The organism is Cupriavidus sp. AU9028, assembly GCF_019795295.1.
Lineage (GTDB): Bacteria > Pseudomonadota > Gammaproteobacteria > Burkholderiales > Burkholderiaceae > Cupriavidus.
In genome coordinates this window covers 37,620-64,066 of record NZ_JAIMCG010000005.1, presented here as the reverse complement: position 1 = coordinate 64,066, position 26,447 = coordinate 37,620, and the positions used below count along the sequence as shown (strand labels likewise).

Sequence of the window (26,447 nt, the reverse complement as noted above, 5' to 3'; positions counted from 1 at the left end):
GCAAGCCCCGCGGAAATTCTGCACGGTGGGCAGCGTGTGGCGGGCGATGGCAGCGGCTGGCGCCGCACATTCTTGCGTGTGCGGGTGTCAGGCGGGGCGTGCAGGGCGCCAGCATTTCCCGGCATGCGGCTTGCGTTGATCGGACACGGCTGCGGCCGCAAGCGCCGGTCCCGGCGGACCCCGGCTTGCGCACGTCGATAGCCACCACGGCAGGGCCACGATCTCCCCCGGCGCGGCGCTGCGGTAACCGACCCCTTTGGAGAGCAATGATGAAACCCAGGATTCTGGTAGTGGCCGCGGCTTGCATCGCGCTGGCAAGCGGCATGTCGCTGGCGCAGACCCGATCGTCCGGCGGCAGTGGATCGGCGGGCTCGACCGGCATGAGCGACGGCAGCACGATGGGCGGCACGGGTGGCGGCACCAGCGGTGGCACCACTGGAGCGGGCGCGAGCGGCGGCAGCGGCGGCGGCACGGCTGGCAGCACCGGTTCGATGAGCGGCGGCACCGGCAGCGGCAGCAGTGGCGGTACGAGCGGCAGCACCAGCGGCGGCTCCCAGGGTGCGGTGGGTTCGGGTCAGTCGAGCGCGGGCGACATGCACCAGGGCGGCCGCAGCTCCACGGCATCGCCGTCCGGCGGCCGCTCCACGCCGTCGACGAACAAGAGCTCGGGCTCGAGCAGTCGCTCCGGCAGCGGCTCGGGCGGCAGCACCTCCGGCAGCAGTGGCGGCACCGGTAGCGGCACCGGTGGCGGCTCCAGCAGCATGGGCAGCGGTGGCATGGGCAGCGGCGGCAGCGGCGGCGGCACCAGCGGCATGGGTAGCGGCGGCAGCGGAAGCAGCGGGGGCATGGGCGGCGGCACCGGCAGTGGTGGCGGTGTCGGCAGCGGCGGCGCGACTGGCGGTGCTGGCGGCTCCGGCGGTGGCAGCGGCGGGCGCTGATGGTCGCGCTGTCGCGCGAACCTTGTCATTGAACCCGTCTTTGCGCCGCAAGTCCGGCGCGGCCCGGCGCGCAGCGCGGTGGTTCGAGTTTCCTTAGTCCGCTCCGTCCCGCAGATTCGCGGGACGGCTCGCGGGCCAGTCCGCTTCGCCGGCCAGGTCTGCCGCATGGGCCGGCGTCACCCCTGACGCAACCCCCTCGCGATTGCGGCACAGCGCCAGCATGGCCGCTTCCCACGCGCTCAGTACGGCGTCGCGGTCCAGGTGTCGTTCGGCCCAGCTGCGGCCCGCCGCGCCAAGGCGCCGGCGAGCATCCGGGTCAGCGGCCAGGTCCGCGATCGCCGCAGCGAGCGCATCGCCATCGCCCGGCGCCACCACGCGGCCGCAGTGCGACAGCAGGCGACCAAGTTCGGTATCGGCGTGAGCCGTGGCAATGACCGGACGCCCGCTGGCCAGCATGCCGGCCAGCTTGGACGGCAGCACAAGGTCGGCCGCGTCGGCGCGTTGCGGCAACAGATGGATGTCCGCGTTGGCCAGCAGCGCGGGGAAGCGCGCCGCCGGCTGCAATGGCAGGAAATGAACCTGGCGCAGGCCCGCGCACGCCTGCTGCAGCGCCTTGCGGCCGGCTCCCTCGCCGCAGTAGATGAAATGGATGTCCGGGCGGTGCGCCAGCGCGCCCGCCGCTTCCGCCAGCGTCTCCAGCCCCTGCTTGGCGCCCATGTTGCCCGAGTACAGCGCGACCGTGGCGTTGGCGGGAATGCCCAGGCGCCGCCGGTAGCCGCGCAGCGGCGCCTGCCGGCATGGCCCCAGCGTGGTCCAGTTCGGCAGCAGCAGGCTTCTCGCCGCCGGTACGCCCTTGTCCCGCGCAAGCCGCAACATCGCCTCGGAAATGGTCGATACCCGGTCGAAGCCGCGCATCAGCAGCCGTTCGCCGGCCAGCGCCAGCCGACGCAACGCGGGCTGCCGCAGCAGACCCAGCGCGAACGCGGCATCGACCTCGTAGTCCTGCACGTGCAACCAGGTGCGGGCGCCGGTCAGCCGCCCCAACAGCAGCGCCGCGGGGCTGCAGAACAGCGGCGGTTCGACCACGAGCACCACGTCCGGCTTCCAGCGCCACTGCGCCAGCAGCCAGGGCAGGCTCGATGCCGCGAAACTCGCAAGATGCACCAGGCGCTTGAGGCCGGAAGGCTGCGCCGGCACCCACAGCGGGGCGCGCAGCACGTCGACGTCCCCGTCCTGCTCGCGGCGGTACTGCCAGGCACGATACCCGCGGCCGATGCGCCAGGCCGGGTAGTAGGGCGGGGCGGTCAGCACGCGCACCTGATGGCCGCGCGCCGCCAGCCAGCGGGCCTGCTCTCCGGTGTACTTGCCGATGCCGGTCAGCTCGGGCGAATAGTTCAGGCAGTAGAGCAGGATCTTCATGGTGACGGGGCTCGGGGCGCAGGAAGCGCGACGCGGTGCTTAGCCAACAGCAGGGGCGAGGCTGGCGTTGGAGGAGACGCAGACCGCGCCGCGGGCGCCGGTGGCCGGCGCCGCTGCCGGCGCGCCGAGCCTGCCGCTGGCGAGGGCATCGCGATAGGCCATGGCCAGTCCTTCGCGCAACCCGATGGTCGGTGCCCAGCCGCTTGCACCGATCGCCGTCGAATCCAGCCGCTTGCGCGGGGTGCCGTCCGGCTTGCTCGGATCGAAGCGGATCTCGCCGCGGAAGCCGACGGTTTCCGCGATCAGCTGCGCCAGCGTACCGATGCTCACTTCGTCGTCGCTGCCCACATTGAAGAACCCGGCGCTGCCCGCGTGTTCGCGATAGGCCTGCGGCGACAGGCCCATCACGTGTACGCAAGCCCGGCCCATGTCGTCCGCGTGCAGGAACTCGCGCAGCGGCCTGCCAGTGCCCCACACCACCACTTCGCTGGCCCCGGTCTGCGCCGCTTCATGGAAGCGCCGCAGCAGGCCGGGAATCACGTGACTGTTGTCGGGATGGTAGTTGTCGCCCGGACCATAGAGATTGGTCGGCATGACGCAGCGATAGTCGGTGCCGTATTGCCGGTTGTAGCTCTCGCACAGCTTGATGCCGGCGATCTTGGCGATCGCGTAGGGCGCGTTGGTCGGCTCCAGGGGCCCGGTCAGCAGCGCGTCTTCGGTGATCGGCTGCGCGGCATACGCCGGATAGATGCAGCTGGAGCCGAGGAACAGCAGGCGCTGCACCCCCGAGCGCCAAGCCTCGTGAATCACGTTGCTGGCGATCAGCAGGTTCTGGTGAATGAACTCGGCGGGATAGGTGTTGTTGGCATGGATGCCGCCAACCTTGGCCGCTGCCAGGTAGACCGCGTCGATCAGCTCGTTGTCGAAGAAGTCGCGCACGCGTTGCTGATCGCACAGGTCCAGCTCGTCGTGGCTGCGGGTGATCACCGTGGCGCCGGAGCCGGCCAGGGCGCGCACGATGGCGCTGCCGACCATGCCGCGATGCCCGGCGACGAAGATACGAGGAGAAGAGGGATTCATGGCTGTGGCAATTCCTGTTGATGGCATCCCTGCCAGCGTCGGTTACGGCCATTGCCGGAGCGGGCCGCGGTCGCTTTCTTGGCGGAGCGTTCGAGCCGAACTCTAGCGCGCCTCGAATGCCCGGACTGTGGGGTGGGCCACAATGCGCCGGCCACTTTCGCCGGGGATGGACGGCCCGCGCACGCCATGTGCGCTGTCAGCGGCGTGTGACACCGCTTTCCGCGCCGCGGAGGCAAGCAGCATGTGCGCAAGCGAACTGATTGCAGGCGGCCCCGGCGGCATCTTGCGTCCATACGGCGAAGCCCTATGCCTTGCGACAGCCAACTCGCCGGCGGGCGGCGCCGTCTTGCCCCGGGGACGGGCAGGTCGGACGGCCAGCGGCGCCAGGCGTTGCTGTCGCGCCGCCGTGCTGCGCGCGTCCGCTGTCATTGTCCGCCGCCGGGGACACGCCCAACCGTGAGAAGGCGGTCACAACATGCAATCCATCACCACGCTCGTCGGCGGCTCCCGCGTCGGTCACGCCGGTCCCCTGTACTTCGGTCTCGGCGCGATTTGCGCGATCAAGATCACGCTGATCGGCGACGTCTATATCGGCGAGTTCATCGCCGCCGCCTACGCGTTGACGCTGCTGTCCACGCTACGCATCCAGCGCGAATACGTCTCGCTGCTGATCCTCACGCTGATGTGGGCGTTCGCGCAGGCGCTGTCCGACATTGCCAACAGCACGCCGATGATCGTCTCCCTCAAGGGGGTGCTGGCACCGGGCGTGTTCTTCCTGACTGTGTTCGCGGTCGGCAGCCACTTCAGCCGGGGCAATCCGCAGCGCATGTGGTACTTCCTGATCGGCGTCGCGGTCAGCGATATCTTCAACACCAGCCGCATGCCGACCGAGGAGTTTCTCTACAACCCGTGGAAATGGGGTTACGCGGCGCCGGCGATGCTGCTGCTGCTGAGCTGGCTGGCGATGACGCGCGCCGGTGCGCTGCGCGTCGCGGTGGCCATCCTGATCTACTGCGGGGTATCGGCACTGTTCGATTTCCGCAGCGCGGCGGGGCTGCCGCTGCTCGCGCTGGTGCTCTATCTGCTGCGCGGCTCGCGCCTGGGCGTGCAGGCGTACCGGCTGACCAGGGCGCGCGGCGGCGTACTGCTGCTGTTCGGCATCATGGCCTTCACCATTGCGCTGCTGAACATGGTGTTCTCGGCCATCTTCGCCCATGCCGGGGACTTCGGCTTCCTGTCGCCGGAATCGGTCAACAAGTACACCGTGCAGGCAACCAGCGAGCTGGGGATCCTGTTCGGCGGCCGCTCGGAAATCCTGATCTCGCTGCGCGCGTTCCTCGATGCCCCGGTGCTGGGTCACGGCTCGTGGGCAGTGGATCGCAACGGCTATCAGGACGCGCTCAGCGTGATGGTCTACCAGATGGGGGCGTCGCTGAGCGACAACCTCGAGAACTTCGACAACGACCTGATCCCCGCGCACTCGTTCCTGATGGGGGGCCTGGTCTGGAGCGGATTCCTCGGCGGCGTCTACTGGATCGGCGTGCTGGCGCGCGCGGTCTGGCTGTACGCGCGCAACATGCCCGCGCTGCCCATCTATTTCCATGTCGGCACGGCCCAGCTGTTGTGGGACGTGTTCTTCTCGCCGTTCTCGGCGGATCACCGCTGGGCGACCGGGCTGTTCCTCGGCACGCTGCTCGCCTGGCATCACTTGCTGGCGCAACAGGGCGCGAGGAGCGCGCGATGAAATTCAGTGTGGTCACCATTTCGTTCAATCAGGCCAGGTACCTGGAGCAGGCCATTCGCTCGGTGCTCGAGCAGCAGGGCTGCGAGCTCGAGTACATCGTGGTGGACCCCGGTTCCACCGACGGCAGCCGCGACATCATCGCGCGCTACCGGCATGACATCGACCACTGCGTGCTGGAGCCGGACAAGGGCGCGGCCGACGGGCTCAACAAGGGCTTCGAGCGGGCCACCGGCGACATCTTCTGCTATCTGAATTCCGACGACCTGTTCCTGCCCGGGGCCTTCGCCCGCGTAGCCAGGGTCTTCGAGCGGCATCCGCGCTGCGAAGTGGTCTGCGGCAACGGCTACGTGGTCGATGGCGACGGCAACATCGTGCGGCGGGTCTATTCGGACCGCTTCGGCCTGCGCTCGGCGGCGTACGGTGCGGCCATCGCCATCCAGCCCTCGACGTTCTTCCGCGCGCGCGCGTTTCACGCCACCGGCGGATTCAACGTCAACAACCGCTCGAACTGGGACGGTGAACTGGTGATCGACATGGCGCTGGCCGGCGCCACCTTCCGCAACGTGCCCGACTTCCTCAGCTGCTACCGGGTCTATGCGGATTCCATCACCGGCTCGGCACGGCTCGCCGACGCGCATGCGCGCTACGAGGAGCGCATGTTCCGCAAGATCGTCGGGCGCGAGCGCCGGCCGGTGGACGAGCTGGCGTCGGCCTTCTTCCGCGTGACCAAACATCTGTCCAACCCGCTGGCCACCTGGGAGCGCGTGGTGCGCGGGCCGGTGTTCGGGAGGCAGTCATGATGCGGCGTCTGCTGGCCACCGTGTCGGTGGCGCTGCCCTGGCGCCTGCGCCGGCAGGTGCTGAACCGCTTCTGCGGCGCGCGCATCGACCCGACCGCGCGCATTGGGTGGTCGCTGGTGCTGTGCGACGAGCTGGAGATGGGGCCGCACTCGGTCATCTCGCATCTGACCGTGGTCAAGGGACTGCGGCGCGTCAGCCTGGGCGACCATGCCATCCTCGGCAGCCTGAACTGGGTATCGGGGTTTCCGCAGGGACTGGCCGATTCGCCGCACTTCCGCGATATCGCCACGCGCGATCCGGCGCTGATCATCGGGCGGCATGCGGCGGTGACCTCGCGGCATATCATCGATTGCACCGACACGGTGACGATCGGACCGTACTCGACCTTCGCCGGCTATCGCAGCCAGATCCTCACGCACAGCGTGTCGATCAAGGAGTCGCGGCAGCGCTGCGCGCCGGTGACCATCGGCGCGTACTGCTTCGTCGGCACCGGCTCGATCCTGCTGCCGGGCGCGGCGCTGCCGGATTATTCGGTCCTGGCGGCCGGTGCCGTGCTCAATCGCAGCATGGCGGCGCCGCACATGCTGTACGGCGGTTGTCCGGCCAGGGCGCTGCAGGAGCTGCCGGAGGATCTGGCGTATTTCACCCGGGAAGAAGGGTATATCGTCTGACGTTGTTCCGAGCGGTGGCGGCGTGGCTGGCGGCTCGCTGGCCCTCTCCCCCGGCCCCTCTCCCGCAGGCGGGAGAGGGGAGCAAACCAGCAGCCCGCCCCTCGCCTGCGGGGAGAGGGGCGCGAACCCCGGTGCTTCCAATGCTGTCGGTGTTCCCCCTCTCCCCTTCAAGGGGAGAGGGCCGGGGAGAGGGGTTGGTCTCGCCTTTCCGCGCGTCCCGTTCTCCCGGCCTTCTCCTTCCATCGCCCAAAACGACAACGCCCCGGCATCCGCCGGGGCGTCGTGCTTTCAGCCCTGCCTTACTCGTGATGATCGTAGGCGCGGAAGCCGGCCAGCTTGCACAGCGCGTCGCGGCGGGCGGCGCTGTAGTCGGCGGTGATCATCTCGCGCACCAGCTCGTCGAACGAGGTGGTCGGGGCCCAGCCCAGGCGCTCGCGGGCGCGGGTCGGGTCGCCCAGCAGCGTATCGACTTCGGTGGGGCGGAAGTAACGCGGATCCACCCGCACGATCACGTCGCCGGTCTTCAGGCCCTGCGTCAGCTGCTGCTTGCTGTGGTCGATCGCGTCGACGATGCCCACCTCGTCCACGCCCTTGCCCTTGAAGCGCACGGTGATGCCAAGTTCGGCCGCGGCGCGCTGCACGAACTCGCGCACGCTGTGCTGCTCGCCGGTGGCGATGACGAAGTCCTCGGCCTTGTCCTGCTGCAGCATCAGCCACTGCATCTCGACATAGTCGCGTGCATGGCCCCAGTCCCGCAGGGACGACAGGTTGCCCAGGTGCAGCGTTTCCTGCAGGCCCAGCGCGATACGGGCGATGGCGCGCGTGATCTTGCGGGTGACGAAGGTCTCGCCGCGCAGCGGGCTCTCGTGGTTGAACAGGATGCCGTTGCAGGCGTACATGTCGTACGCCTCGCGGTAGTTGACCGTGATCCAGTAGGCGTACAGCTTGGCCGCGGCATACGGGCTGCGCGGGTAGAAGGGCGTGGTCTCCTTCTGCGGGATCTCCTGCACCAGACCGTAGAGCTCCGACGTCGAGGCCTGATAGAAGCGCGTGGTCTTCTCCAGTCCCAGGATCCGGATCGCTTCCAGCATCCGTAGCGTGCCCAGCGCATCGGTGTTCGCCGTGTACTCGGGCTCTTCGAAGGACACCTGCACGTGGCTCTGCGCGGCCAGGTTGTAGATCTCGTCCGGCTGCGATTGCTGCACCACGCGCACGATGCTCGCGGTATCCGTCATGTCGCCATGGTGCAGGATCAGCCGGCGGTCGTCCGATTGCGGGTCCTGGTACAGATGGTCGATGCGGTCGGTGTTGAACAGCGAGCTGCGGCGCTTGATGCCGTGCACCTCGTAGCCCTTGGCGAGCAGCAGCTCGCAAAGGTACGCGCCGTCCTGACCGGTGATGCCGGTCACCAGCGCGCGCTTGCGGCGCTGGCCGTCACCGCGGCCGGTGCTGTCGTGCTGTTGCGGATCGAGCTTGAGATCGTCGGCCGGAATCTGGCCGAGCGACTGAAGGTCATGTGCGCCCATAAATGTCTGCCATCCTGATGATGTCGTCTTCGCCAAGGTAGGAACCGGACTGAATCTCGATCAGTTCGAGCGGGATTCGGCCGGGGTTTTCGAGACTGTGTGTCTCGCCGATCGGGATATAGGTGGACTGGTCTTCGGTCAGCAGGTACTCGACGTCGCCGCGGCGTACCTTGGCCGTGCCCGACACCACTACCCAGTGCTCCGCGCGGTGGTGATGCTTCTGCAGCGACAGCTTTGCGCCGGGTTTGACGCTGATGCGCTTGACCTGATAGCGCTGGCCGTTGTCCACCGAGTCGTAGGAGCCCCAGGGGCGGTAGACCTGCCGGTGCTGGGTCGCTTCCGGACAACCTCGGGCGCGCAGCGCTTCGACCAGCTGCTTGACGTCCTGGGCGTGGTTCTTGTGCACCACCAGCACCACATCGGGCGTCTCGACCACGATCACGTTGTCCAGCCCCGCCACCGCCACCATCCGGTGCGACGCGTGCACCAGGCAGTCGCGCGCCTCGTGCGTGATCACGTTGCCGATGGCGGCGTTGTTGTCCTGGGTCTTGTCGGCGGCCTTCCAGACCGCGTCCCACGACCCCACATCGCTCCAGTCGGACGCCAGCGGCACCATGCGCGCGCTGCGCAGGTGTTCCATCACCGCGTAGTCGATCGAATCGGATGGGCAGACCGCGAAGGCGTCCGGGTCCAGCCGGCAGAAGTCCAGGTCGGACTTGCCGCGCGAGACCGCTTGCTGCGACGCCAGCAGGATGTCAGGGGCGAACTGCTGCAGCGCGTCCAGATAGACCGACGCACGGAACAGGAACATGCCGCTGTTCCAGTAGCAATTGCCTTCTTCGAGGAAGTCGGTGGCCTGGTCCAGCGAGGGCTTCTCGACGAAGCGCTTGACCGTCATGACGGGGCCGTCGCCGGTCGGCACTGCCTTGATGTAGCCGTACCCGGTTGCCGGGAAGGTCGGCACCACGCCCAGCGTGGCGACCTCGCCCGCCGCCGCGGCCTTGGCTGCCGCCATCACGGCCGCGGCAAACGCGGCGCGGTCGCGAATCAGATGGTCGGAAGGCAGGACCAGCAGCAGCGGGTCCGCGCCGTCAGCGCGGGCACGCAGCGCTGCTACCGCCGCCGCCGGCGCGGTGTTGCGCGCATGCGGCTCGAGCAGGATGGTCGAGGGAGTGCAGCCGATCTCGCGCGCCTGCTCGGCCACCACGAAGCGGTGCGCTTCATTGCTGACCAGAATCGGGGCGGCGATATCGGGAATCTCGCGCAGCCGCAGCAGGGTGTCCTGCAGCAGCGAGTGCTCGCCGAGCAGCCGCAGGAATTGCTTGGGATACCCGTCGCGCGACAACGGCCACAGCCTGGAGCCGGTGCCGCCGCAAAGCACGACGGGTACGATCTGATTGTCGCTTGCCATGACGCCTCCGTGTGGCTCACCAAATGTGAACCCCATCGATTGGTTGAATCGTGGAGGCGACTGTATCCAGCGCTGCTGCGCGTCACTGTTTGCTAGGCCACACAGGTAAGCACGGCTTGCGCGCTGCGGCGCATGGGTGGCTTGAGGCTGGCGAAGGCGTATCGATTCGTGGGATTTTCACAGCGGCGGCTCCTCTCCCGCCTGGGGAGAGGAGCGGGGGAGAGGGCGCGCTGGCGTCTAGCGCACCCATCCTCCCGCACGCATCACCCAGCCATGGCGAGTCTGCACCCAGCGGTCCGGCACGTAGCGATACCCCGGCCGGGCGCGTTCCCAATGTCCCGCCTGCCAGACGTAACGCGGTCCCGCCGCGCGCCAGTAGCCCGGTGCCCAGACATAGCCGCGGCGCGCCGACGGCGCTTCGTGACGCGGCGGCGGCGGGCCATGCCGACGGTAGCCGCGCTGGCCATCATGGCGGTGCTCCTGCCAGTGGCTACCGCGATCGTGATACCCGCGATCATGCGGGCCATCGTGCGCCATGGCGGGCGTGGCAAGACCCAGCAGCGCGCCCGCGGCGAGGGTGGTGGCGGCGAGAATCAGTTGGCGGATCATCTCGATCTCCTTGCAATCGGTAAGCGGAGGAACGACGGGCGAATGGAGGGAATATCAGCGGCGATGGTGGTGACCATGCCCGTGGCCGTGGCCGTGGCCATGGCCATGGCCGTGCGGCACGACGATGCAGGCCGACAGCATCGCCGCAGTCAGCGACAGCAGGGCGACGAGGGAAAGGGTGCGTTTCATGCGGGGCTCCGGTGATGCGGCGTTGGACATGGCTGCAATGTAGCGGCGACAACGCGGTGCCGGAGGTTGCACTTGTAAGCCTGCCTCACAACGAATAGGGCCGTGCCTGGCCGCGCCGACGTGTCCTTGCAAGCGTCGGCGCGGCGGCAAGCCGTTGTGGCGCAAGGGAGTTTGCCGGCCGGCAGGGCACGGCCCGGCCCTGCAGGACTGGTTCGCGCGGTAATGTGACGTTACAGGAGTAAGACAAGTCGAATGTCAGGCGAGGGCCTGGCACGCAGAAACGGGTACGGACAGGGGGAAAACGAGGAGAGCGGAGAGAAATGCGGGGAGAAATGCGGGGAGATCGGCCTGCTCTCCTGAGCGGGCCAGGCGGGCAAGGCTGGCGCCGGCCCCGCCCGCTGGAGGAAAGGGCTGGCGCCGCTTCAGTACCGGCAGGGCTTACGCAAAGCAATCCCGATAGAACGCCGTGCGTGGTGCCCGCGGCTCGAAGCTGTAGGGCAGGTCGGCCAGCGCCGCGGCCTCGAGCGAGCCGCAGGGGATGTCGAGATCGGCGGGGCCGTGAACGTTGGCGTGGGCGACCAGGGAGGCGTCGCTGGCAACGCCGGGCTCGTGAGGGTCGTGATGCATGACAGGCTCCATGGCAAAGAGATGGGATTCGTCCGGACGGTACCGCGCGGCAGACCGCGGCTTGCAGGTCCGGATACCGACGATGGAGCCAATCGTAGCGGGACGGCCGGCGCCGATCAGCCGGCTGCCGTGGAATACACTGTTGCAGTGCAGCGTGACGGTGCCGCCGGCCATCGGGCGGTCGGCCGTGGCCGTGCGCGCGCGTCAGCGGACGCCGGGTTGCGGCGCCGTAGCCACGCTCTTATAGTGGCCCAATGGCCAAACACCGGAATAACGGCATGACCGACAAGGATTCGCGGGACCGCTCCGGCAGCGGGGGACAGGACCAGGCCGGCAGCGGCGACGAGCGCGTGTCCGAGCGCATCCGCCAGCGACTCCTGCAGGCGCGGCAGCGCTTTCATGCAAACGACAATATCTCGCGCTTCGTCGAGCCGGGCGAACTGGACGCGCTGGCGCTGGAGGTCGAGCAGCGCCTGGACGATCTGCTGCGCAGTCTCGTCATCGACATCGAGCAGGATCACAACACACGCGAAACCGGCCGCCGCGTGGCGAAGATGTACCTGCGCGAGATCTTTGCGGGCCGCTACACGCCAGCCCCGAGCGTGACCGAGTTTCCCAATGTCGAGCAGCTGAACGAGCTGATGATCATTGGCCCGATCCGCGTGCGCAGCGCCTGCTCGCATCATCTCTGTCCCATCATCGGCAAGCTGTGGGTGGGTGTCATGCCGAACCAGCATTCCAACCTGATCGGCCTCTCCAAATATGCGCGGCTGGCCGAATGGATCATGTGCCGTCCGCAGATCCAGGAAGAGGCGGTCACGCAGATGGCCGATGTGCTGCAGGAAAAGATGAACCCGGACGGGCTGGCGATCGTGATGGAGGCCGAGCACTTCTGCATGCACTGGCGCGGGGTGCGCGACACCGATGCCAAGATGACCAACAGCGTCATGCGCGGCTCGTTCCTGACCAACGACAGCCTGCGCCGGGAGTTCCTGACGCTTCTGAACCTGAACCGCGGCTAAACGCGGCCAAAAAGGAGGCAGCGATGCTAGTGCGTCTGCTCTACGCAAGCCGGGCTCGCCAGCCCGCGTCAGCCGATCTTCTCGAAGCCATTGCCGCGACCAGCATCGAGAACAACGCGGCGCTGGGCATTACCGGGGTGCTGTGCTACGGCAACGGGATGTTCCTGCAGGCGCTGGAAGGGGACCGGGCAGAGGTATCCCGGCTCTATCACCGCATCGTCGCGGACCCCCGGCACGAGGACGTGGTGCTGCTGCACTTCGAGGAGATCCTGCAGCGCGACTTCGCGGCCTGCGCGATGGGGCATGTCCATATGGGACGGGTCAATACCGCGACCATGCTGCGCTATTCGCCGCACGCGCAGTTCGATCCCTACCGCAGCGGCGGCCGCGCGTCGCTTGCCATGCTGGAAGAGCTGATGGCAGGCGCGTCGATCGTCGCGCGGGCCGAGCGCAGGAGCTGAACGTGGAACAGGCCGGCAGGAGCCCCTGCCGGCCTGTCCGCCTGCCTGCTGTTGGCTGGCTGCCTGCCGGGTGCCTCCCGGCCAGTGCCAGCCTGTTGGCAGGAGCGTCAGTCCTTGCCGATCTCGTGGCCGATGATGCCACCCACGGCCGCGCCGCCGATCGTGCCGGCCGCGCTGCCATCCGATACTTCGTGGCCGATGGCGCCGCCGGCCACCGCGCCGGCAGCGGTACAGCCCTGCAATGTCAATGCCATCGCGCTCGCCGCCGCGAACGCCGCGATCAGTTTCATCATGATGGTTCTCCTGGCAGCGCGAAGGTGGCCGCCCTATGGTGTTCAGAGTAGGCCGATCCGCCGCCCAGGCATTTCGGCCCGCAACTGAAAGGGCTGTAGGAATTGGACGACACTTTTTGCGCGAGCTTGCGGCGCGGGCAGGCATCGATGGCCGGCATGAACGGCGGGCATGCCGCCTGTGCCGATCTTGCGCTTGTATGGCCCGGCTCCCCGCGCCATCATGACGACTGGCGCTGCAGCAGCAGACGGCTGCCTGTCCATCGGCACGCCCATCGGCGCGCCCGTCCTGCCCGCAATCACCGGCTTCCCGAGGAGACACCATGACCCCGTCCTCCCATACGACCGCCACCCCATCGACCGCCACCCCATCGACCGCCACCCCATCGCGCGACACCGCGTCGCCCCAACAGGCAAACGGCAATGGAGCGGCCGTCGAATTCTGGTTCGAGTTCGGCAGCAACTACAGCTACCTGAGCGTGATGTGTATCGAGCCGCTTGCCGCGCGCCATGGTGTCAAGGTGCTATGGCGCGCGTTCCTGCTCGGTCCCGTGTTCAAGGCGCTGGGGTGGCAGGATTCCCCCTTCGTGGTCCAGCCGGTCAAGGGCGCTTATGCGTTGATGGATACGGCCCGGCATTGCGAGCGGCTGGGGTTGCCCTGGAAGACGCCCAGCGTGTTCCCGCGCCGGGCGCTGCTGCCGATGCGGGTGGCGATGCTGGGCGCCGGCGAGCCGTGGATGGGCGCCTTTTGCCGTCGCATCATGCAGATGAACTTCGGTGAGGACCGCGACATCGACACGCCCGAGGCCGTGACCGAGGCGCTCGACGAGCTGGGGTTGCCGGCGGCCGGGTTGATTGCGCAGGCGCAGTCGGAGCCCAACAAGACCGCATTGCGCGAGCAAACCGAGGAGGCGCTGCGCCGGGGCATCTTCGGTGCCCCGACGTTCTTCGCGGGCGAGCAGATGTACTGGGGCAACGACCGGATGGAGGACGCGCTGAGCTGCGCGGCGATGACGTATTACGGGAAGGCGGGATAGGGGCTCTGTCGGGGCCGGGTCTGCGCTGGAGGCCCTCTCCCCCGGCCCCTCTCCCGCAGGCGGGAGAGGGGAGCACACCCGCAGCGATCGACGCCGCCCGCGGTTCGCTCCCCGTCTCCCACTTGGGGGAGAGGGGCCGGGGGGACAGGGCAATGCACCGTCACCCCTGCACCGCTATCCCGTCAGCACCGGCTCCTGCCCCATCCGCAACCCCAGCCGCCCGGCCAGCCGTCTGGCATCGAAGGGCGCCTTGACCTTCTGGTCATTGTCGAAATAGCAGTAGATATCCCGGCTCGCGCGCTTCGGTGCGTGACGCGGGGAGATGCGCCGCGCATCGGCGGGCTCGCTGCCGCTGCCCCACGCCTGCAGACGCCCGGCCCATTTGTCGAGCGCTTCGTCGGTATAGGCACCGCCGTACAGGGTTTCGGAGCCGTGCAGACGCAGGTAGACGAAGTCCGAGGTGATGTCCTCCGCGTAGGGCCAGTCCGCCACCGCGTCCGAAATCACCAGCGCGATGCGGTGCTCGCGCAATAGCGCGGGAAATTCCGGCGTACAGAAGCTGTGATGGCGGATCTCGATGGCATGCCGCAGCTTGCGCTTGCGGCGCATGGCGACGTAGGGCTCGCGCACGCGCGTATCGTGGCGCGCGGCCAGTGCCGCGGCCTGGTCGCTGTCGTGCGGCAGCAGCGCGAGGAAGCGCTCCATCCGTTCCGGCTTGAACGAGAAGTTGGGCGGAAATTGCCAGAGGAAGGGGCCCAGCTTGTCCTCCAGCGCGAGCACGCCGGACGCAAAGAAGTTGGCGATGGCCGGGCCCGCGGTTTCGTCGCGAAAGCGCAGCATGTGCGTCAGATAGCGCGGCCCCTTCACGCTGAAGACGAAGCCTTCCGGCGTGTCGTCGTACCAGGCGCGATAGCTCTGCAGCGTCTGCAGCGAATAGTGCGAGCCGTTGATCTCGATGGTGTCCACCGCCCGCGAGGCAAACTCCAGCTCGCGCGCCTGCTTCAGGCCCGGCGGATAGAAGACGCCGCGCCAACCTTCGTAGCGCCAGCCGGAAATCCCGATACGGATCGTCATGGTGCAAGCCGCCGCGGCGGCCAGGAGCGACATTACTCCTACGACTCGAGCGGCGCTCGCAGCGTTCCAGGCGGCGGCCACAACGCCGGTCCTCCGCCCGAAGGTCGGAAGATGCCTACGCGACGCTGCGGCACAGGCCGATGCTGAGGCGCCGGTGTCGTGTCCTACATTGAGTTCGTCGCCAAGCCGTCCGCACTGCACGCGGACGCGGCATTGTCAGGAGGCTTTCCTATGTCATTCGCGCTCTACCTGGTGGGTTTGCTGCTGCTGGTCGGTGGCATTGCCTGGGGCCTGACGACCGCAGGGGTCGCAGAAGTCTATGTGGGCATCGCGTGCCTGATCGTATTGGGCCTGGGGATCATGACGGCGGTCTCTCGTACGCGCACCAAGGATCCTTCCTGACCCCCTGTCCTGCCTTACGGATGCCGCGGCGGGTTGAGGTCCTGCCCGGCGGGCCGCTGAGCCTGGCGCACGGTCTGTTGTCCGACCGGTGCCTGGCTGACCGGCGAGAGCAGCTGCGCCGCGTCCACGCCGATGGGAGCGTTGAGCGCCTGCTGCGTATCGCTCGATGTCTCGGCAGCCGATTGTTTCGAGGCCGCGTCGTCCGGCGCGTCGGTCATGCGGACGGTGTCGTCATCGGAGCCACCGCTGCACGCAGCCAGCGCGCCTGCCACCAGCACAAGCGCCGCGACCCTGGCCACCACCGTCGCTGCCCCGCCGCCATGGTGCCGCACCGGCTGGCCGCCGTCCGGTCCTTCCCGTCCTTTCCACTGCACAGTCTGCTGTTCCACGGCGCTTCTCCGGACCCGAAGCGCGGCGCAAGGCCGCGCGTCATCGCATGACCCCAGTCTTGCCGCAAAAGCAACGTCCTCAAAGATTGCCGCTGTAACAAAACGTTTCTCGCCTTCTCTTCGTCCAGCCGCGACCTACCGTCATCCGTAAGCTGCACGACGATGGTCCCTTACCGTGCGGCCCGCCGACAGGGAGGCAAGAACATGTGTGCTCCGACACTGCGCGAGGCCAGGCGTCCCCGCAATCGCCGCCGTTCGCTGCTCGTCACGCTGGCCGTGCTGGTCGGCGCAGGTGCCCTGGTGGTGCATTCCGTTCCCGCCCAGGCGCCTTCCACGGACGCGCAGATCAACGCCATCGTGCAGTCGATCCTGAGCCAGATGACGCAGGCCGAGAAGCTCGAGTATGTCAGCGGCACCGGCGCGTGGGATATCAAGCCATTGGCCAGACTGGGATTGCCGCAGATCCGTGCCAGCGATGCCGGCCTGGGCGTGCGGCTGGCCCCCGGCGTCGCCTATCCCGCGGGACCGGCGGTGGCAAGCACCTTCAATGTGGACCGCGCCAAGCAGATGGGCGTGGGACTGGGGCTCGAAACGCGGCTGACCGGCTTCCAGCAGATCGCCGGGCCGGTGGTGAACCTGTACCGCACGCCCTTCGGTGGCCGCGCCTTCGAGTACCTGTCCGGCGAGGATCCGTTCCTCGGCGCGGTGCTGGGCGCCGCGCAGGTCAACGGCATCCAGTCGCAGGGCGTATGGGCCGATGCCAAGCATTACGTCGCCAACGATCAGGAGGTCAACCGCTTCAACCTGATGGAGACCATCAGCGAGCGGGCGCTGCGCGAGATCTACCTGACGCCGTTCGAGTCGATGGTCAAGAACGCCAACGTCGCCGTGGTGATGTGCGGTTTCAACGGTCTGAACGGCGCCAATCCCGTCTGCGAGAACGAGTTCGTGATGCGCCGGGTACTGAAGGACGAGTGGGGCTTCAAGGGCTTTGTCGAGTCCGACTACGCGGCGCTGAAGAACACCCTGCCGGCCGCTCTGGCCGGCGTCGATATCGAACGTCCTTCGGCGGCCCTCTTTACGCCGGCGGCCCTGAGCACGTTGATTTCGAACGGGCAGCTGAGCCAGGCCAACCTCGACGACAAGGTCAGGCGCATCCTGGGCAGGATCGTCGCCTACGGCTTCGGGGGCGGCGTGCCGCCGGCCACCGGGGAAACGCTGCCGCCGTTCGCGGAACGCGCGGCGCTGGATGTGGCGCGCGAGGGCATCGTGCTGCTGAAGAACCGTGACGGCGTGCTGCCATTGCAGCGCGGCAGCGCGCGCAACATCGCGGTGGTCGGGCACCTGGCGACCGGCGCGCCGCCGACCGGGTTCGGCAGCGCCAACGTTCCGGCCGTGCGCTTCATCAGCGAGATCGACGGCCTGCGCCAGATCGCCGGCCCCGGTGCCAACGTGGTGCTGCTGGACAGCCATACCCTCGATCCCGCCCGCTCGACCTGGACCACCTCGACGGGCGTGCCGGGGGCGCAGGCGCAGTACTTCGACAATCCGAACTGGAGCGGCACGCCGGTGCTCTCCCGCATCGATCCGGTGATCAACCTGGACACCGCGGGCAACGCCCCTCCGGGCAGCGCCTACGATGTGCAATACGGCGGCAGCGGCACGCCGGGTCCCGCTTCGGTCCGCTGGACCACGACGATCCGGCCGACGGTCACGGGTGCGCATGTGTTCAAGGCGCGGGCCGACGGCGCGGTGCGGCTCTATGTCAACGGCCAGCTCATCATCGACAACGGGGAAGGCAATCCTCTGCCCAACAACGTGATTCCGCCGACGATACCGGTCAGCGGCCGCATCGTGCTGCAGGCCGGGCAGACCTATACCGTGCAGTTCGACTATTCGCGCCGCAACGGCTATATCCCGGTCTTCGGCGGCTTTCTCGGCGCGCAGCTGAGCTGGGCTGCCCTGCAGGCACCGGCCGATCTGAGCCGCTTCGATGCCGTGGTGGTCGCGGTGGGCAACAGCGCCGAGTACGAAGGCGAAGGGTTCGACCATCCTTTCAACCTGCCGGAGTTCCAGGACGAGCTGCTGCGCAATCTGGGCACTGCCAATCCGCGCACCATCGCCGTGATGCATGGCGGCACGGGGCTGGACATGCGCAACTGGATCGAGCAGGTCGGCGGCGCGCTGCACGCCTGGTACCCGGGCCAGAACGGCGGGCAGGCGCTGGCGGAGATCCTGTTCGGCGACGTCAACCCGTCCGGCAAGCTGCCCATCACCATCGAGCGCAGCATCGTGGACAACCCGACCTATCCGAACTATCCGCAGGCCTCGAACGATCCCGGCTTCACCGCAATGACCTATACCGAGGACGTGTTTGTCGGCTATCGCGGCTTCGAGCGCAACGGCGCATTGCCGCTGTTCCCGTTCGGCCACGGGCTGTCGTACACCTCCTTCGCCTACAGCTCGCTGTCGATCTCGCCGGGCATTGCCGCGGGCAGCGGCCGAATCGCGGTGTCGTTCGACATCACCAATACCGGTCAGGTCGCCGGGGCGGAGGCGGCGCAGGTCTATGTCGCGCAGGCCGGCTCCACGGCGCCCCGGCCGGTCAAGGAGCTGAAAGGGTTCGGCAAGGTCTTCCTGCAACCGGGGCAGACCCAGCGTGTCACGGTGCATCTGGACCAGCGTTCGCTGTCCTACTTCGATCCGGCCCGCTCCGCATGGGTATCGGAAGCGGGAGCGGTCGATGTTCTGGTCGGGGCGTCGTCGCAGGACATCCGGCTGCGCGGGCAGCTGTTCAATCTGCTGCCGACGATCGTCTCCACGCGGGCGAGCAATCCCTTGCCCAATCCGGAGCTGGTCCGGGTCGGCCCGGTCCGTCCCTGATCGTCTCCCGCCGGACACGTTCTCCGGTCCTTCGGACGGGGCTGCACGAAGCGGCCCCGTTCCGCTTTCCGGGGACCGGGAACCGGGAACCCGTCGCGCGGTGCACTGCAGCACGACCGGCCGGGCAGCGCGGGCCCGCGACTCGGTAGAATTGGCGCTTTACCGCCTCCGGCCCCGCGGCGCCCATGAGCAAGCTCGATTTCGACTTCAACGACAACCTGCTGCTGCACATCGTGGTCAGCGTCGCCATCGTGCTGATCGGCGCGCTGCTGGTCAAGCTGAGCAATCGCTTCTTCATTGCCCGCCAGCTCGCGGACAAGGACAACCTGCGCAGCTATCGCACCTGGACCGTGGCTTCGCGCAACACCATCGGTGCGGTGGTGGTGCTGCTGCTGCTTGGCATGTGGGTGTCCGAGCTCAAGAGCGTGGCGATCTCGCTGGCCGCCTTCGCTGCCGCGCTGCTGATCTCCGGCAAGGAACTGGTGATGTGCTTCCTTGGCGCGTTCATGCGGATGCTGACGCGGCCCTTCCAGCTGGGCGATCTGGTGGAGATCGGGCAGTATGCCGGCGAGGTGATCGACATGGACGCGCTGACGACCACGCTGGTCGAGGTCGCGCCGACGCGCCAGTTCACGGGCTTCACCGTGCAGGTGCCCAACAGCCTGCTGCTGACCGTGGCCGTGCGCAATCACTCGCAATCGGGCAAATACACGCTGGATACGCTGCGCTTTCCGCTGCCGCTGCAATGCGACCCCGACCGCATCGAACGGCAACTGCTCGATATCGCCCACCAGGCATGCGAGCCGTTCCTGGAGGCGGCAGGGCACAGCCTGCGCCGCTATGGCGACACGCGCTTTCTCGACCTGTCGCAATTCGCGCCGCGGGTGATGTTCGAGGCAGTCGCAGTGGACCGGATGGACGCCATCGTTCGCTTTCCCTCGCCTGTCAACGGTCGTCTGGCCGTGGCGCAGCAGATCATCCGCCATTTCCAGCGGGTACGCGCCGTGGATGCGCGAGCGGGCACCGAATGTGGCGCGGAGACCGCGGACACCGCGCCGCCGCCACCGCCGCAGCAGCGCGAGCGGGCGCAGGAGGGAGAGGGCCGGGAAGGCCGGGACAGCGCCGCCGGCCCCGCTGCTGGCAGCCCGGTGATTCCTGCTGTCGCCGCAATGCGCCATGACCGGCGCGGTGGCTGACCGTACACTACCGAGGCCGTTCCCCTGATCCTTCCCCTGATCGCAGCCCGCGCCCCCCTATTCCGCCATGTCAGCCAATCCATCGCCCTCCGCTTCCTCCTCTTCCCGTTCGACCTTGCGCTACGCGGCCAGCGTGCTGGTGCTGCGCGATGGCGACCAGGGCATGGAGGTGCTGCTGGTACGCCGCCCCGAGCGAGGGGATGACCGCAGCAGCGGCGCCTGGGTCTTTCCAGGTGGCACGCTGGACCCGGCCGACCGGGCGCTGCACGGCATCTGCATGGGGCTGGACGACGCCGCTGCCAGCGCGCGGCTGGGGCTCGACGCGGGCGGCCTCGACTTCTACCTGTGCGCGGTGCGCGAGTGCTGCGAGGAAGCGGGGCTGCTGTTCGCCCGCGGCAGCGACGGCGAACTGATATCGACCGACAGGCTGGAACCGGCCCGGCGTGCCTGGCTGCGCGAGGCGGTGCGCCATGGCGGTCCGGGCATCGCCGAAGTGTGCCGGGAGATGCGGCTATGCTTGGCGGTGGACCGCATGGCATACCTGAGCCATTGGCTGACCCCGCCGGGGCTGCCCAAACGGTTCGATACGCGCTTCTTCGTCGCGCTGCTGCCCGAGGGGCAGACGGTCATGCACGACGGCGTGGAGGCGGTGGACCATCGCTGGGTGCGCCCGGCCGATGCGATCAAGCCCGAGGGCGGCGTCCATCTGGTCAACGCGACCCGGCGGCTGCTGATGTCGATCGCGCATTTCGGCAGCGCGCGGGCCTGTTACGACCATGCGGCCGCGCAGCGCGAGGTGCCGCTGGTGATGCCGCGTATCGCCAAGGGCCCGGATGGTCCGCGGCCGGTGATGCCCGACGAGCCGAGCTACGCCGAGATCGCGCGGATCGATCCGGATGGGGCGGGACATGGGCGCTATGCGCTGACGCCAGGCCATGCGGTCCGTCTGTCGCCCAGGCTGTTGCGGGTGACTGCGGACAATGGCAACGCCATGACGGGTCCCGGCACCAATACCTACCTGGTCGGCAGCCCGGGGCGCAACGAATGGGCGGTGATCGACCCCGGCCCCGACGATGCGGCCCATCTGGACGCGGTGCTGGGCGCGGCGCCGGGGCCGATCCGCTGGATCCTCGTCACGCACACGCATCTGGACCACTCGCCGGGCGCGGCGCGGCTGCGCGAGGCCACCGGCGCCACGGTGCTGGGACGCATCGCCGCGATGCCGCATCGCCAGGACCCCACCTTCGCGCCGGATCGGCAACTGGAGCATGGCGAGCGGCTGGAGATCGGCGACGCCGACGATCCGGTCTCGCTGCGCGTCCTGCATACGCCCGGGCACGCCTCCAATCATCTGTGCTTCCTGCTCGAGCAGGAGCGGTTGCTCTTCACTGGCGACCACGTGATGCAGGGCTCGACCGTGGTGATCGGCCCGCCGGACGGCGACATGCGTGCCTACCTGGCGTCGTTGTCGGCGCTGCTGGAAGAGCCGCTGGACTGGCTGGCGCCGGGGCACGGCTTCCTGATGCCGCGCCCGCGCGATGCGATCCGGCTGCTGATTCGCCATCGCCAGCACCGCGAAGCGCGCGTGCTGAGCGCCCTGCGCGAGCTGAGCCCGGCGTCGATCGACACGCTGCTGCCGCGCGTCTACGACGACGTGCCGGCGCGCATGCTGCCGGTGGCGCAGCGCTCGCTGCTGGCGCATCTGCTCAAGTTGCAGGCCGACGGCGTGGCCGACGAGGGGGACGGCATCTGGTCATTGCGGTAGGGCCGGGTCGTCTCGCCACGGACCACGGCCATCACCAATCAAACAGGAGAGAGACGATGAAGGCTGCCGTGCTGCATCAACCAGGAACGCCGCTCGCGATCGAGGACATCGAGATCGGCGAGCCCGGCCCGCGCGAGGTGCTGGTGCGCACCGCCGCCGCCGGCGTATGCCATTCCGACCTGCACTTCCTCGATGGCACGTATCCCTTCGCCATGCCGGTGGTGCTCGGCCATGAGGCCGCCGGCGTGGTGGAAAAGGTCGGCGCCGGGGTGCGCACGGTGCGTCCGGGCGACCATGTGGTGACCTGCCTGTCGGCCTACTGCGGCCATTGCGAGTTCTGCCTCGGCGGCCGGCTGTCGCTGTGCCTGGCGACGGACACCCGCCGTGGCGAGGACGAAGCGCCGCGCCTGGCCTCGCCCAAGGGCCAGATGCACCAGTTCCTGAACCTGTCCGCCTTCGCTGAGAAGATGCTGGTGCACGAGCATGCGCTGGTGGCGATCCGGCCCGACATGCCGCTGGACCGCGCGGCGCTGATCGGCTGTGCGGTGATGACCGGCTTCGGCGCGGTGGCGCATACCGCCGGGGTGCGGCCGGGTGAAACGGTGGCGGTGATCGGTTGCGGCGGCGTTGGCCTCGCGGCCATCAACGCCGCCGCGCTCGCCGGCGCGGGCCGCATCATCGCCATCGACCGGCTGGCCAGCAAGCTCGAGCTCGCCCTTGGCTTTGGCGCGACGGATACCATCGACGCCAGCGCGACCGATCCCGTGGAGGCCGTGCGCACGCTCACCCATGGCGGCGTGCATCACGCGCTGGAGGCCATCGGGCTGAAGACCACGGCCGAGCAGGCCTTCGCCATGCTGCGCCGAGGTGGCGCGGCGACCGTCATCGGCATGCTGCCGCCGGGCGTCAAGATCGAGCTGAAAGGCACTGACTTCCTCGCCGAGAAGCGCATCCAGGGCTCGATGATGGGTTCGAACCGGTTCCCGATCGACATGCCGCGGCTGGTGGACTTCTATCTGGGCGGCCGGCTGGAGCTGGACGCGATGATCTCGCAGCGGCTTCCGCTGGAGGGAATCAACGATGCCTTCGCCGCGCTGCGAAAGGGGGAGGTGGCGCGGTCGGTGATTGTTTTCCAGTAACGGCTCGCATCATTGCTTTCGCCTTCGGTGAAACTGCTGCTCGATACACACCTTGCCCTGTGGGCGGCATCCGGATCCACCCGACTCTCTTCCACCGACGTGCGGATCTGCGTCCAGGCGTTGACCGTGCCATCGAGGCCGCTCTCATCAGGGCGCTCGCGTCCCGCCTGGCCGGCCCCCGCGCCGTTGTTTCGCCGAGCGAGCCGGTCGTGCCCATGGCAGAATGGCCCCCCGCGCGCCACGGCAAGGGGCGTGTGCAAGGAATGCCATGAAGACCATCGAATGGAAGGACTGGGAGATTTTCTGCCGGGTCGTGGAGGCCGGCAGTTTTACGCAGGGCGCCGAGCTTGCCGAGGTGCCCAAGTCTTCCGCCAGCGCGGCCATTGCCCGGCTGGAAACGCAGCTGGGCTTCCGGCTGTTCGAGCGCACCACGCGCCGCGTGCGCGTGACCCAGCAGGGGCAATCGCTTTACGAACGGATCGCGCCGCATTTCGTTGCGCTGCGCGAGATCAGCACCGAGGCGGCCTCCGTCAGCGAGCGCGTCTCGGGCACGCTGCGCATCGCTACGCCCTACGAGGTCGGCTCGCAGCATCTGGCGCCGAGCCTGTCGCGCCTGCTCGCGTTGCATCCGGACCTGAACGTGGACATCGATGTCACCTGGGATCAGCCGGACATGCTCAAGCACGGCTACGACCTCGCCTTCGTGATGACCAACACCACGCTGCACGACAGTTCGCTGGCCAGCAAGCGGGTGGTGCTGGTGGAGCGGGCCTTCTACGCCGCGCCCGCGTTGATCCAGCGCTATGGGTTGCCGCGCACGCCCGGCGATCTGGCGGGCTGGCCGACCATTGGCAACGCCGGGGACCGTCGCTGGGAGTTTTTGCGCGAGGGCGTGGAGATCGCCACGCTGCCGGTGGCCCCACGCATCCGCACGCATAACGCGGAGATTCGCCGCAAGGCCGCCATCGCCGGGATTGGCGTCGCGCGGCTGTCGCCCAATTTCGTCGAGGAGCAGGTGCGGGAAGGATTGCTGGTGCGGCTGCTGCCGGCCTGCAGTTCCTCGCCGCTGAAGGTCTATGTCCTGATGCCGGCGCGCAAGCTGATGCCGGCCAGCGTGCGGGCCCTGCTCGATCTGATGGAAGGCATGCTGCAGCCGGCGGCACCGCGGCGCGCGCCGGCGGGGGCCGCGGCCCGGCGGGAAGCGGGGGCTGCGGGAGAAGATGCCGCCGCCTGAGCGGTTCAAGGGGAGAGGGCCGGGTAGAGGGATTGGTCTGCCAGGGCGACCGACACCCCTAGAACGGCTGGTCCCCGCTTCGCACTTCCACGTCCAGCTGTTCCGCGACGGCAAGAATCTCTTCCTCATCGTCGCTGCGGGCCAGCCAGCCGGCATAGACGCCGGCACCGCTTTCCCAGTGCCATAGCGTGATGCCCATCGCGCGCAGCTGCTCGTGCGCCTGCTCCATCAGCTCCGCCACCGACGTCCCGCCGAGGAAGTCCTCGTCTTCCGGATCGTCCACGCCCCAGTCCAGCACGATGTCCAGGCGCGCGGCCAGCTGGTTCAGGCAGTCGATGAAGGTGGCACTGTCGGTCTGCTCGACCTCGAAGCCCGCTTCCCAGTCGATCGCTTCCTGCACCATGCGCAGCAGTTCGGCGCCGTCCGGAATCTCCTCGCTCTCTTCCAGCGCTTCGTCCAGCAGTGCAAGCTGCTTCTCGATCATCACGCCGTCGTCGAAATTGATCATGCCGAGCAGCCGCTCCACCGCCTGGCGCGTATCGTCGTCCAGTCTCCCGCTCACCGTCGGTCTCCTCCAGTCAAAGCGCCAGCCGGGCAAATTCCCGCGTGCCGGCCGGCGTCACGCGCAGCGCCCTGGACTCGGGCGTGCGCTCGATCCAGCGGTGGGCCAGCATCGCGTCCAGCAATGCCGCGCCCAGCGCGCCCCCCAGGTGCGGCTTGCGCTCGCTCCAGTCGGGACAGGTGCAGGCGAAACGGCGGCGCTTGCGGCGGGCGCCGTCGATGTCGACGCCCAACTCCGCCAGTGCCCGCTCGCCCTGCACGGACAGACTCAATTGTTGCTGTTGCGGTTCCAGCCAGCCGGCATTCGTCATCCGCGAAAGCAACGCCACTGCCAGTTCTCCGGCCAGATGGTCGTAGCACGTGCGCGCGTGCCGCAGCTGCGCAGGGGCCGTGCGGGACGCCGGCACCAGCCGGCGCGGCGGACGGCTGGCGTCGGAGGCGGCCGCCAGCGCCTCGATGGCAACGCCGATCTCCGGCGTCGCCAGGCGGTAATAGCGGTTGCGGCCGTGCGTTTCCACCGCGAGCAAGCCGCCCTCGGCGAGCCTGGCCAGATGGCCGCTGGTCGATGACGCGGATAATCCGGCGATCAGGCCCAGCTCGCCCGCGGGCCGGGCACTGCCATCCATCAGGGCCCACAGCATGGCGGCCCGGCCCGGATCGGCGAGCAGGCCGGCCAGCTGGCTGATGCCCGGTGCGTATTCCATAGTTCATCCCGAGGTGAAACAACGAATGCCAGTATAGGACGATACTTGCGCAGAACAAGACGGCGCGGCGCCTTGCCGGTGCGCGCCTTTTTCTCCGGACCCAACAGCAGGAACCGACGCCATGATTGCCGTGATTTTCGAGGTGGAGCCCGCAGCAGGGCGAACGCAAGCCTATCTGGATATTGCCGCGCGGCTGCGGCCGGTTCTCGAATCGATCGACGGCTTCATCTCGGTCGAGCGCTTCCAGAGCCTGACCGATCCCAACAAGCTGCTGTCGCTGTCGTTCTTCCGCGACGAGGCCGCGGTCCAGGCGTGGCGCAACACGGCCGAGCATCGCCTGGCGCAGCAGGCCGGGCGCGGCGGCGTGTTCGGCGGATATCGGCTGCGCGTGGCGCAGGTGCTGCGCGACTATGGCATGGAGGAGCGGGAGCAGGCGCCGGCCGACAGCAAGGCGGTGCACGGCGAGGCGGGGCATGGCAAGGCCGCGCAGACGCTGCCCGAGGGGGGCCGTTGAATGGAGGCGCTGCAATTCGACAATCACGTCGTCTATATCGGACTGACCTTTCTGCTGGCCGGTTTCGTCAAGGGGGTGGTTGGCATGGGCCTGCCGACCGTCGCGGTAGGCCTGCTTGGCGTGGTGATGGCGCCCGGGCACGCGGCCGCGTTGCTGGTGGCGCCATCGATGGTGACCAACGCGGTGCAGATCGCGGGGGGTGCGCGACTCGGCGAGCTGGTGGCGCGCCTCTGGCCCATGTTCGTCGGCATCGTGCTCGGCACCGTGGCGGTCGGCATGCTGGCGCCCCCGGGCGAGGTGCGCCATGCCAGCGCGGCGCTGGGCGCGGCGTTGATCCTGTATGCGGTGGTTGGCCTCGCGTCCTGGCAGATGGCGGTGCCGGCGGCAGCGGAGCGCTGGCTGGGCCCGTCGATCGGACTGGTAACCGGTGCGATTACGGCGGTCACCGGCGTGTTCGTGATTCCGGCCGTGCCATATCTGCAAGGGCTGGGTCTGGCGCGCGACGACCTGGTGCAGGCGCTGGGGCTGTCGTTCACGGTGTCCACGCTGGCGCTCGCCGTGACGCTGTCGATGGGCGGCGTGCTGTGGCATCCTGCGGTGCTGGGCGCCTCGCTGGCGGCATTGGTGCCGGCGCTGGTCGGAATGTGGGTGGGGCAGCGTCTGCGGCACCGCATTCCACCCGCGCGCTTCCGCCGCGTATTTTTCGTCGGACTGCTGCTGCTGGGCGCGGACCTTGCGTGGCGTGGGCTGGCGTGATCCAGT

At 68.4% G+C, this 26,447-nt stretch carries 27 protein-coding genes; 15 read left to right on the top strand and 12 right to left on the bottom strand.

Features of this window, described 5'->3' with window-relative positions:
* Nucleotides 1–269 precede the first annotated feature (269 nt).
* The gene (locus K6V06_RS07530) at nucleotides 270–938 is read left to right on the top strand and encodes a hypothetical protein (protein WP_222241689.1); all 669 of its coding nucleotides are present in this window, start codon (nucleotides 270–272) and stop codon (nucleotides 936–938) included.
* 93 nt (nucleotides 939–1,031) lie between these two features.
* Here the strand turns inward: K6V06_RS07530 and K6V06_RS07525 are convergent, their stop codons facing one another.
* Both K6V06_RS07525 and K6V06_RS07520 read right to left on the bottom strand, forming a co-directional pair.
* Entirely contained in the window at nucleotides 1,032–2,357 is a 1,326-nt protein-coding gene (locus K6V06_RS07525) for a glycosyltransferase WbuB (RefSeq protein WP_222241687.1), read from the bottom strand.
* A gap of 39 nt (nucleotides 2,358–2,396) precedes the next feature.
* Nucleotides 2,397–3,437 (bottom strand): GDP-L-fucose synthase, encoded by a 1,041-nt coding sequence (locus K6V06_RS07520; RefSeq protein ID WP_222241685.1) that lies wholly within the window; start codon nucleotides 3,435–3,437, stop codon nucleotides 2,397–2,399.
* 475 nt (nucleotides 3,438–3,912) lie between these two features.
* On the opposite strand from K6V06_RS07520, the gene K6V06_RS07515 reads away from it, so the two are divergent.
* From K6V06_RS07515 to K6V06_RS07505, 3 genes are read left to right on the top strand one after another with little or no spacing between them, the layout of a single operon-like run.
* On the top strand, nucleotides 3,913–5,181 hold the full coding sequence (locus tag K6V06_RS07515; protein ID WP_222241683.1) for a hypothetical protein: 1,269 nt from the start codon (nucleotides 3,913–3,915) through the stop codon (nucleotides 5,179–5,181).
* A complete protein-coding gene (locus tag K6V06_RS07510) occupies nucleotides 5,178–5,981 on the top strand; it encodes a glycosyltransferase family 2 protein (protein ID WP_222241681.1) in 804 nt (267 codons plus the stop codon). The genes K6V06_RS07515 and K6V06_RS07510 overlap by 4 nt, the downstream gene beginning before the upstream one ends.
* Entirely contained in the window at nucleotides 5,978–6,652 is a 675-nt protein-coding gene (locus K6V06_RS07505; protein WP_222241679.1) for an acyltransferase, read from the top strand. The genes K6V06_RS07510 and K6V06_RS07505 overlap by 4 nt, the downstream gene beginning before the upstream one ends.
* A gap of 299 nt (nucleotides 6,653–6,951) precedes the next feature.
* On the opposite strand, the gene gmd is transcribed toward K6V06_RS07505, so the two are convergent.
* From gmd to K6V06_RS07485, 5 genes are all read right to left on the bottom strand, one after another.
* Complete coding sequence (gene gmd / locus K6V06_RS07500) at nucleotides 6,952–8,178, bottom strand: GDP-mannose 4,6-dehydratase (RefSeq protein ID WP_222241677.1); 1,227 nt, start codon at nucleotides 8,176–8,178, stop codon at nucleotides 6,952–6,954.
* Nucleotides 8,165–9,589 carry a mannose-1-phosphate guanylyltransferase/mannose-6-phosphate isomerase gene (locus K6V06_RS07495; protein WP_222241675.1) on the bottom strand — a complete coding sequence of 475 codons (1,425 nt, stop codon included), beginning with the start codon at nucleotides 9,587–9,589 and terminating at the stop codon, nucleotides 8,165–8,167. Before K6V06_RS07495 ends, gmd begins: the two co-directional genes overlap by 14 nt.
* 237 nt (nucleotides 9,590–9,826) lie before the next feature.
* Nucleotides 9,827–10,198 (bottom strand): hypothetical protein, encoded by a 372-nt coding sequence (locus K6V06_RS07490; protein ID WP_222241673.1) that lies wholly within the window; start codon nucleotides 10,196–10,198, stop codon nucleotides 9,827–9,829.
* A gap of 54 nt (nucleotides 10,199–10,252) precedes the next feature.
* Complete coding sequence (locus tag K6V06_RS20670) at nucleotides 10,253–10,387, bottom strand: hypothetical protein (RefSeq protein ID WP_255581682.1); 135 nt, start codon at nucleotides 10,385–10,387, stop codon at nucleotides 10,253–10,255.
* 438 nt (nucleotides 10,388–10,825) lie between these two features.
* Nucleotides 10,826–11,014: a hypothetical protein gene (locus K6V06_RS07485; RefSeq protein WP_222241671.1), complete on the bottom strand. Its 189-nt coding sequence runs from the start codon at nucleotides 11,012–11,014 to the stop codon at nucleotides 10,826–10,828.
* 278 nt (nucleotides 11,015–11,292) lie between these two features.
* Between K6V06_RS07485 and folE the strand changes: the two genes are divergently transcribed.
* A complete protein-coding gene (gene folE / locus K6V06_RS07480; RefSeq protein WP_255581681.1) occupies nucleotides 11,293–12,036 on the top strand; it encodes a GTP cyclohydrolase I in 744 nt (247 codons plus the stop codon).
* Between the two features lie 23 nt (nucleotides 12,037–12,059).
* Nucleotides 12,060–12,497: a BLUF domain-containing protein gene (locus K6V06_RS07475; RefSeq protein ID WP_222241667.1), complete on the top strand. Its 438-nt coding sequence runs from the start codon at nucleotides 12,060–12,062 to the stop codon at nucleotides 12,495–12,497.
* A 107-nt stretch (nucleotides 12,498–12,604) separates the two neighbouring features.
* Here K6V06_RS07475 and K6V06_RS07470 read toward each other — a convergent pair whose 3' ends face one another.
* The gene (locus tag K6V06_RS07470; protein WP_222242004.1) at nucleotides 12,605–12,787 is read right to left on the bottom strand and encodes a glycine zipper 2TM domain-containing protein; all 183 of its coding nucleotides are present in this window, start codon (nucleotides 12,785–12,787) and stop codon (nucleotides 12,605–12,607) included.
* Between the two features lie 323 nt (nucleotides 12,788–13,110).
* Between K6V06_RS07470 and K6V06_RS07465 the strand changes: the two genes are divergently transcribed.
* Nucleotides 13,111–13,824 (top strand): 2-hydroxychromene-2-carboxylate isomerase, encoded by a 714-nt coding sequence (locus K6V06_RS07465; RefSeq protein ID WP_222241666.1) that lies wholly within the window; start codon nucleotides 13,111–13,113, stop codon nucleotides 13,822–13,824.
* 174 nt (nucleotides 13,825–13,998) lie between these two features.
* Here K6V06_RS07465 and K6V06_RS07460 read toward each other — a convergent pair whose 3' ends face one another.
* Nucleotides 13,999–14,898 carry a DUF72 domain-containing protein gene (locus tag K6V06_RS07460; protein WP_222241664.1) on the bottom strand — a complete coding sequence of 300 codons (900 nt, stop codon included), beginning with the start codon at nucleotides 14,896–14,898 and terminating at the stop codon, nucleotides 13,999–14,001.
* A gap of 159 nt (nucleotides 14,899–15,057) precedes the next feature.
* On the opposite strand from K6V06_RS07460, the gene K6V06_RS07455 reads away from it, so the two are divergent.
* Nucleotides 15,058–15,300 carry a hypothetical protein gene (locus K6V06_RS07455; protein ID WP_222242070.1) on the top strand — a complete coding sequence of 81 codons (243 nt, stop codon included), beginning with the start codon at nucleotides 15,058–15,060 and terminating at the stop codon, nucleotides 15,298–15,300.
* A gap of 14 nt (nucleotides 15,301–15,314) precedes the next feature.
* On the opposite strand, the gene K6V06_RS07450 is transcribed toward K6V06_RS07455, so the two are convergent.
* Nucleotides 15,315–15,689 (bottom strand): hypothetical protein, encoded by a 375-nt coding sequence (locus K6V06_RS07450; RefSeq protein WP_222241662.1) that lies wholly within the window; start codon nucleotides 15,687–15,689, stop codon nucleotides 15,315–15,317.
* Between the two features lie 204 nt (nucleotides 15,690–15,893).
* Here K6V06_RS07450 and K6V06_RS07445 point away from each other — a divergent pair, with 204 nt between their 5' ends.
* From K6V06_RS07445 to K6V06_RS07425, 5 genes are all read left to right on the top strand, one after another.
* On the top strand, nucleotides 15,894–18,572 hold the full coding sequence (locus tag K6V06_RS07445; protein ID WP_222241660.1) for a glycoside hydrolase family 3 C-terminal domain-containing protein: 2,679 nt from the start codon (nucleotides 15,894–15,896) through the stop codon (nucleotides 18,570–18,572).
* A 185-nt stretch (nucleotides 18,573–18,757) separates the two neighbouring features.
* Nucleotides 18,758–19,768: a mechanosensitive ion channel family protein gene (locus tag K6V06_RS07440; protein WP_222241658.1), complete on the top strand. Its 1,011-nt coding sequence runs from the start codon at nucleotides 18,758–18,760 to the stop codon at nucleotides 19,766–19,768.
* 67 nt (nucleotides 19,769–19,835) lie between these two features.
* The gene (locus K6V06_RS07435) at nucleotides 19,836–21,533 is read left to right on the top strand and encodes an MBL fold metallo-hydrolase (RefSeq protein ID WP_222241656.1); all 1,698 of its coding nucleotides are present in this window, start codon (nucleotides 19,836–19,838) and stop codon (nucleotides 21,531–21,533) included.
* 56 nt (nucleotides 21,534–21,589) lie between these two features.
* Entirely contained in the window at nucleotides 21,590–22,672 is a 1,083-nt protein-coding gene (locus K6V06_RS07430; protein ID WP_222241654.1) for a Zn-dependent alcohol dehydrogenase, read from the top strand.
* A gap of 268 nt (nucleotides 22,673–22,940) precedes the next feature.
* Nucleotides 22,941–23,906 carry a LysR family transcriptional regulator gene (locus K6V06_RS07425; protein ID WP_222241652.1) on the top strand — a complete coding sequence of 322 codons (966 nt, stop codon included), beginning with the start codon at nucleotides 22,941–22,943 and terminating at the stop codon, nucleotides 23,904–23,906.
* Between the two features lie 58 nt (nucleotides 23,907–23,964).
* On the opposite strand, the gene K6V06_RS07420 is transcribed toward K6V06_RS07425, so the two are convergent.
* Both K6V06_RS07420 and K6V06_RS07415 read right to left on the bottom strand, forming a co-directional pair.
* Complete coding sequence (locus tag K6V06_RS07420) at nucleotides 23,965–24,468, bottom strand: hypothetical protein (RefSeq protein WP_222241650.1); 504 nt, start codon at nucleotides 24,466–24,468, stop codon at nucleotides 23,965–23,967.
* A gap of 16 nt (nucleotides 24,469–24,484) precedes the next feature.
* Entirely contained in the window at nucleotides 24,485–25,171 is a 687-nt protein-coding gene (locus K6V06_RS07415; RefSeq protein WP_222241648.1) for a helix-turn-helix transcriptional regulator, read from the bottom strand.
* A 121-nt stretch (nucleotides 25,172–25,292) separates the two neighbouring features.
* Between K6V06_RS07415 and K6V06_RS07410 the strand changes: the two genes are divergently transcribed.
* Nucleotides 25,293–25,685 (top strand): antibiotic biosynthesis monooxygenase, encoded by a 393-nt coding sequence (locus K6V06_RS07410; protein ID WP_222241646.1) that lies wholly within the window; start codon nucleotides 25,293–25,295, stop codon nucleotides 25,683–25,685.
* Nucleotides 25,686–26,441, top strand: a complete 756-nt coding sequence (locus K6V06_RS07405; RefSeq protein WP_222241644.1) for a sulfite exporter TauE/SafE family protein — start codon at nucleotides 25,686–25,688, stop codon at nucleotides 26,439–26,441.
* Nucleotides 26,442–26,447: the final 6 nt, after the last annotated feature.

Bases quoted from the DNA above. Each gene is read 5' to 3' on its own strand.
- K6V06_RS07530 (WP_222241689.1), top strand. From the start codon at position 270: ATGAAACCCAGGATTCTGGTAGTGGCCGCGGCTTGCATCGCGCTGGCA.
- K6V06_RS07525 (WP_222241687.1), bottom strand. From the start codon at position 2,357: ATGAAGATCCTGCTCTACTGCCTGAACTATTCGCCCGAGCTGACCGGC.
- K6V06_RS07520 (WP_222241685.1), bottom strand. From the start codon at position 3,437: ATGAATCCCTCTTCTCCTCGTATCTTCGTCGCCGGGCATCGCGGCATG.
- K6V06_RS07515 (WP_222241683.1), top strand. From the start codon at position 3,913: ATGCAATCCATCACCACGCTCGTCGGCGGCTCCCGCGTCGGTCACGCC.
- K6V06_RS07510 (WP_222241681.1), top strand. From the start codon at position 5,178: ATGAAATTCAGTGTGGTCACCATTTCGTTCAATCAGGCCAGGTACCTG.
- K6V06_RS07505 (WP_222241679.1), top strand. From the start codon at position 5,978: ATGATGCGGCGTCTGCTGGCCACCGTGTCGGTGGCGCTGCCCTGGCGC.
- gmd (WP_222241677.1), bottom strand. From the start codon at position 8,178: ATGGGCGCACATGACCTTCAGTCGCTCGGCCAGATTCCGGCCGACGAT.
- K6V06_RS07495 (WP_222241675.1), bottom strand. From the start codon at position 9,589: ATGGCAAGCGACAATCAGATCGTACCCGTCGTGCTTTGCGGCGGCACC.
- K6V06_RS07490 (WP_222241673.1), bottom strand. From the start codon at position 10,198: ATGATCCGCCAACTGATTCTCGCCGCCACCACCCTCGCCGCGGGCGCG.
- K6V06_RS20670 (WP_255581682.1), bottom strand. From the start codon at position 10,387: ATGAAACGCACCCTTTCCCTCGTCGCCCTGCTGTCGCTGACTGCGGCG.
- K6V06_RS07485 (WP_222241671.1), bottom strand. From the start codon at position 11,014: ATGCATCACGACCCTCACGAGCCCGGCGTTGCCAGCGACGCCTCCCTG.
- folE (WP_255581681.1), top strand. From the start codon at position 11,293: ATGACCGACAAGGATTCGCGGGACCGCTCCGGCAGCGGGGGACAGGAC.
- K6V06_RS07475 (WP_222241667.1), top strand. From the start codon at position 12,060: ATGCTAGTGCGTCTGCTCTACGCAAGCCGGGCTCGCCAGCCCGCGTCA.
- K6V06_RS07470 (WP_222242004.1), bottom strand. From the start codon at position 12,787: ATGAAACTGATCGCGGCGTTCGCGGCGGCGAGCGCGATGGCATTGACA.
- K6V06_RS07465 (WP_222241666.1), top strand. From the start codon at position 13,111: ATGACCCCGTCCTCCCATACGACCGCCACCCCATCGACCGCCACCCCA.
- K6V06_RS07460 (WP_222241664.1), bottom strand. From the start codon at position 14,898: ATGACGATCCGTATCGGGATTTCCGGCTGGCGCTACGAAGGTTGGCGC.
- K6V06_RS07445 (WP_222241660.1), top strand. From the start codon at position 15,894: ATGTGTGCTCCGACACTGCGCGAGGCCAGGCGTCCCCGCAATCGCCGC.
- K6V06_RS07440 (WP_222241658.1), top strand. From the start codon at position 18,758: ATGAGCAAGCTCGATTTCGACTTCAACGACAACCTGCTGCTGCACATC.
- K6V06_RS07435 (WP_222241656.1), top strand. From the start codon at position 19,836: ATGTCAGCCAATCCATCGCCCTCCGCTTCCTCCTCTTCCCGTTCGACC.
- K6V06_RS07430 (WP_222241654.1), top strand. From the start codon at position 21,590: ATGAAGGCTGCCGTGCTGCATCAACCAGGAACGCCGCTCGCGATCGAG.
- K6V06_RS07425 (WP_222241652.1), top strand. From the start codon at position 22,941: ATGAAGACCATCGAATGGAAGGACTGGGAGATTTTCTGCCGGGTCGTG.
- K6V06_RS07415 (WP_222241648.1), bottom strand. From the start codon at position 25,171: ATGGAATACGCACCGGGCATCAGCCAGCTGGCCGGCCTGCTCGCCGAT.
- K6V06_RS07410 (WP_222241646.1), top strand. From the start codon at position 25,293: ATGATTGCCGTGATTTTCGAGGTGGAGCCCGCAGCAGGGCGAACGCAA.
- K6V06_RS07405 (WP_222241644.1), top strand. From the start codon at position 25,686: ATGGAGGCGCTGCAATTCGACAATCACGTCGTCTATATCGGACTGACC.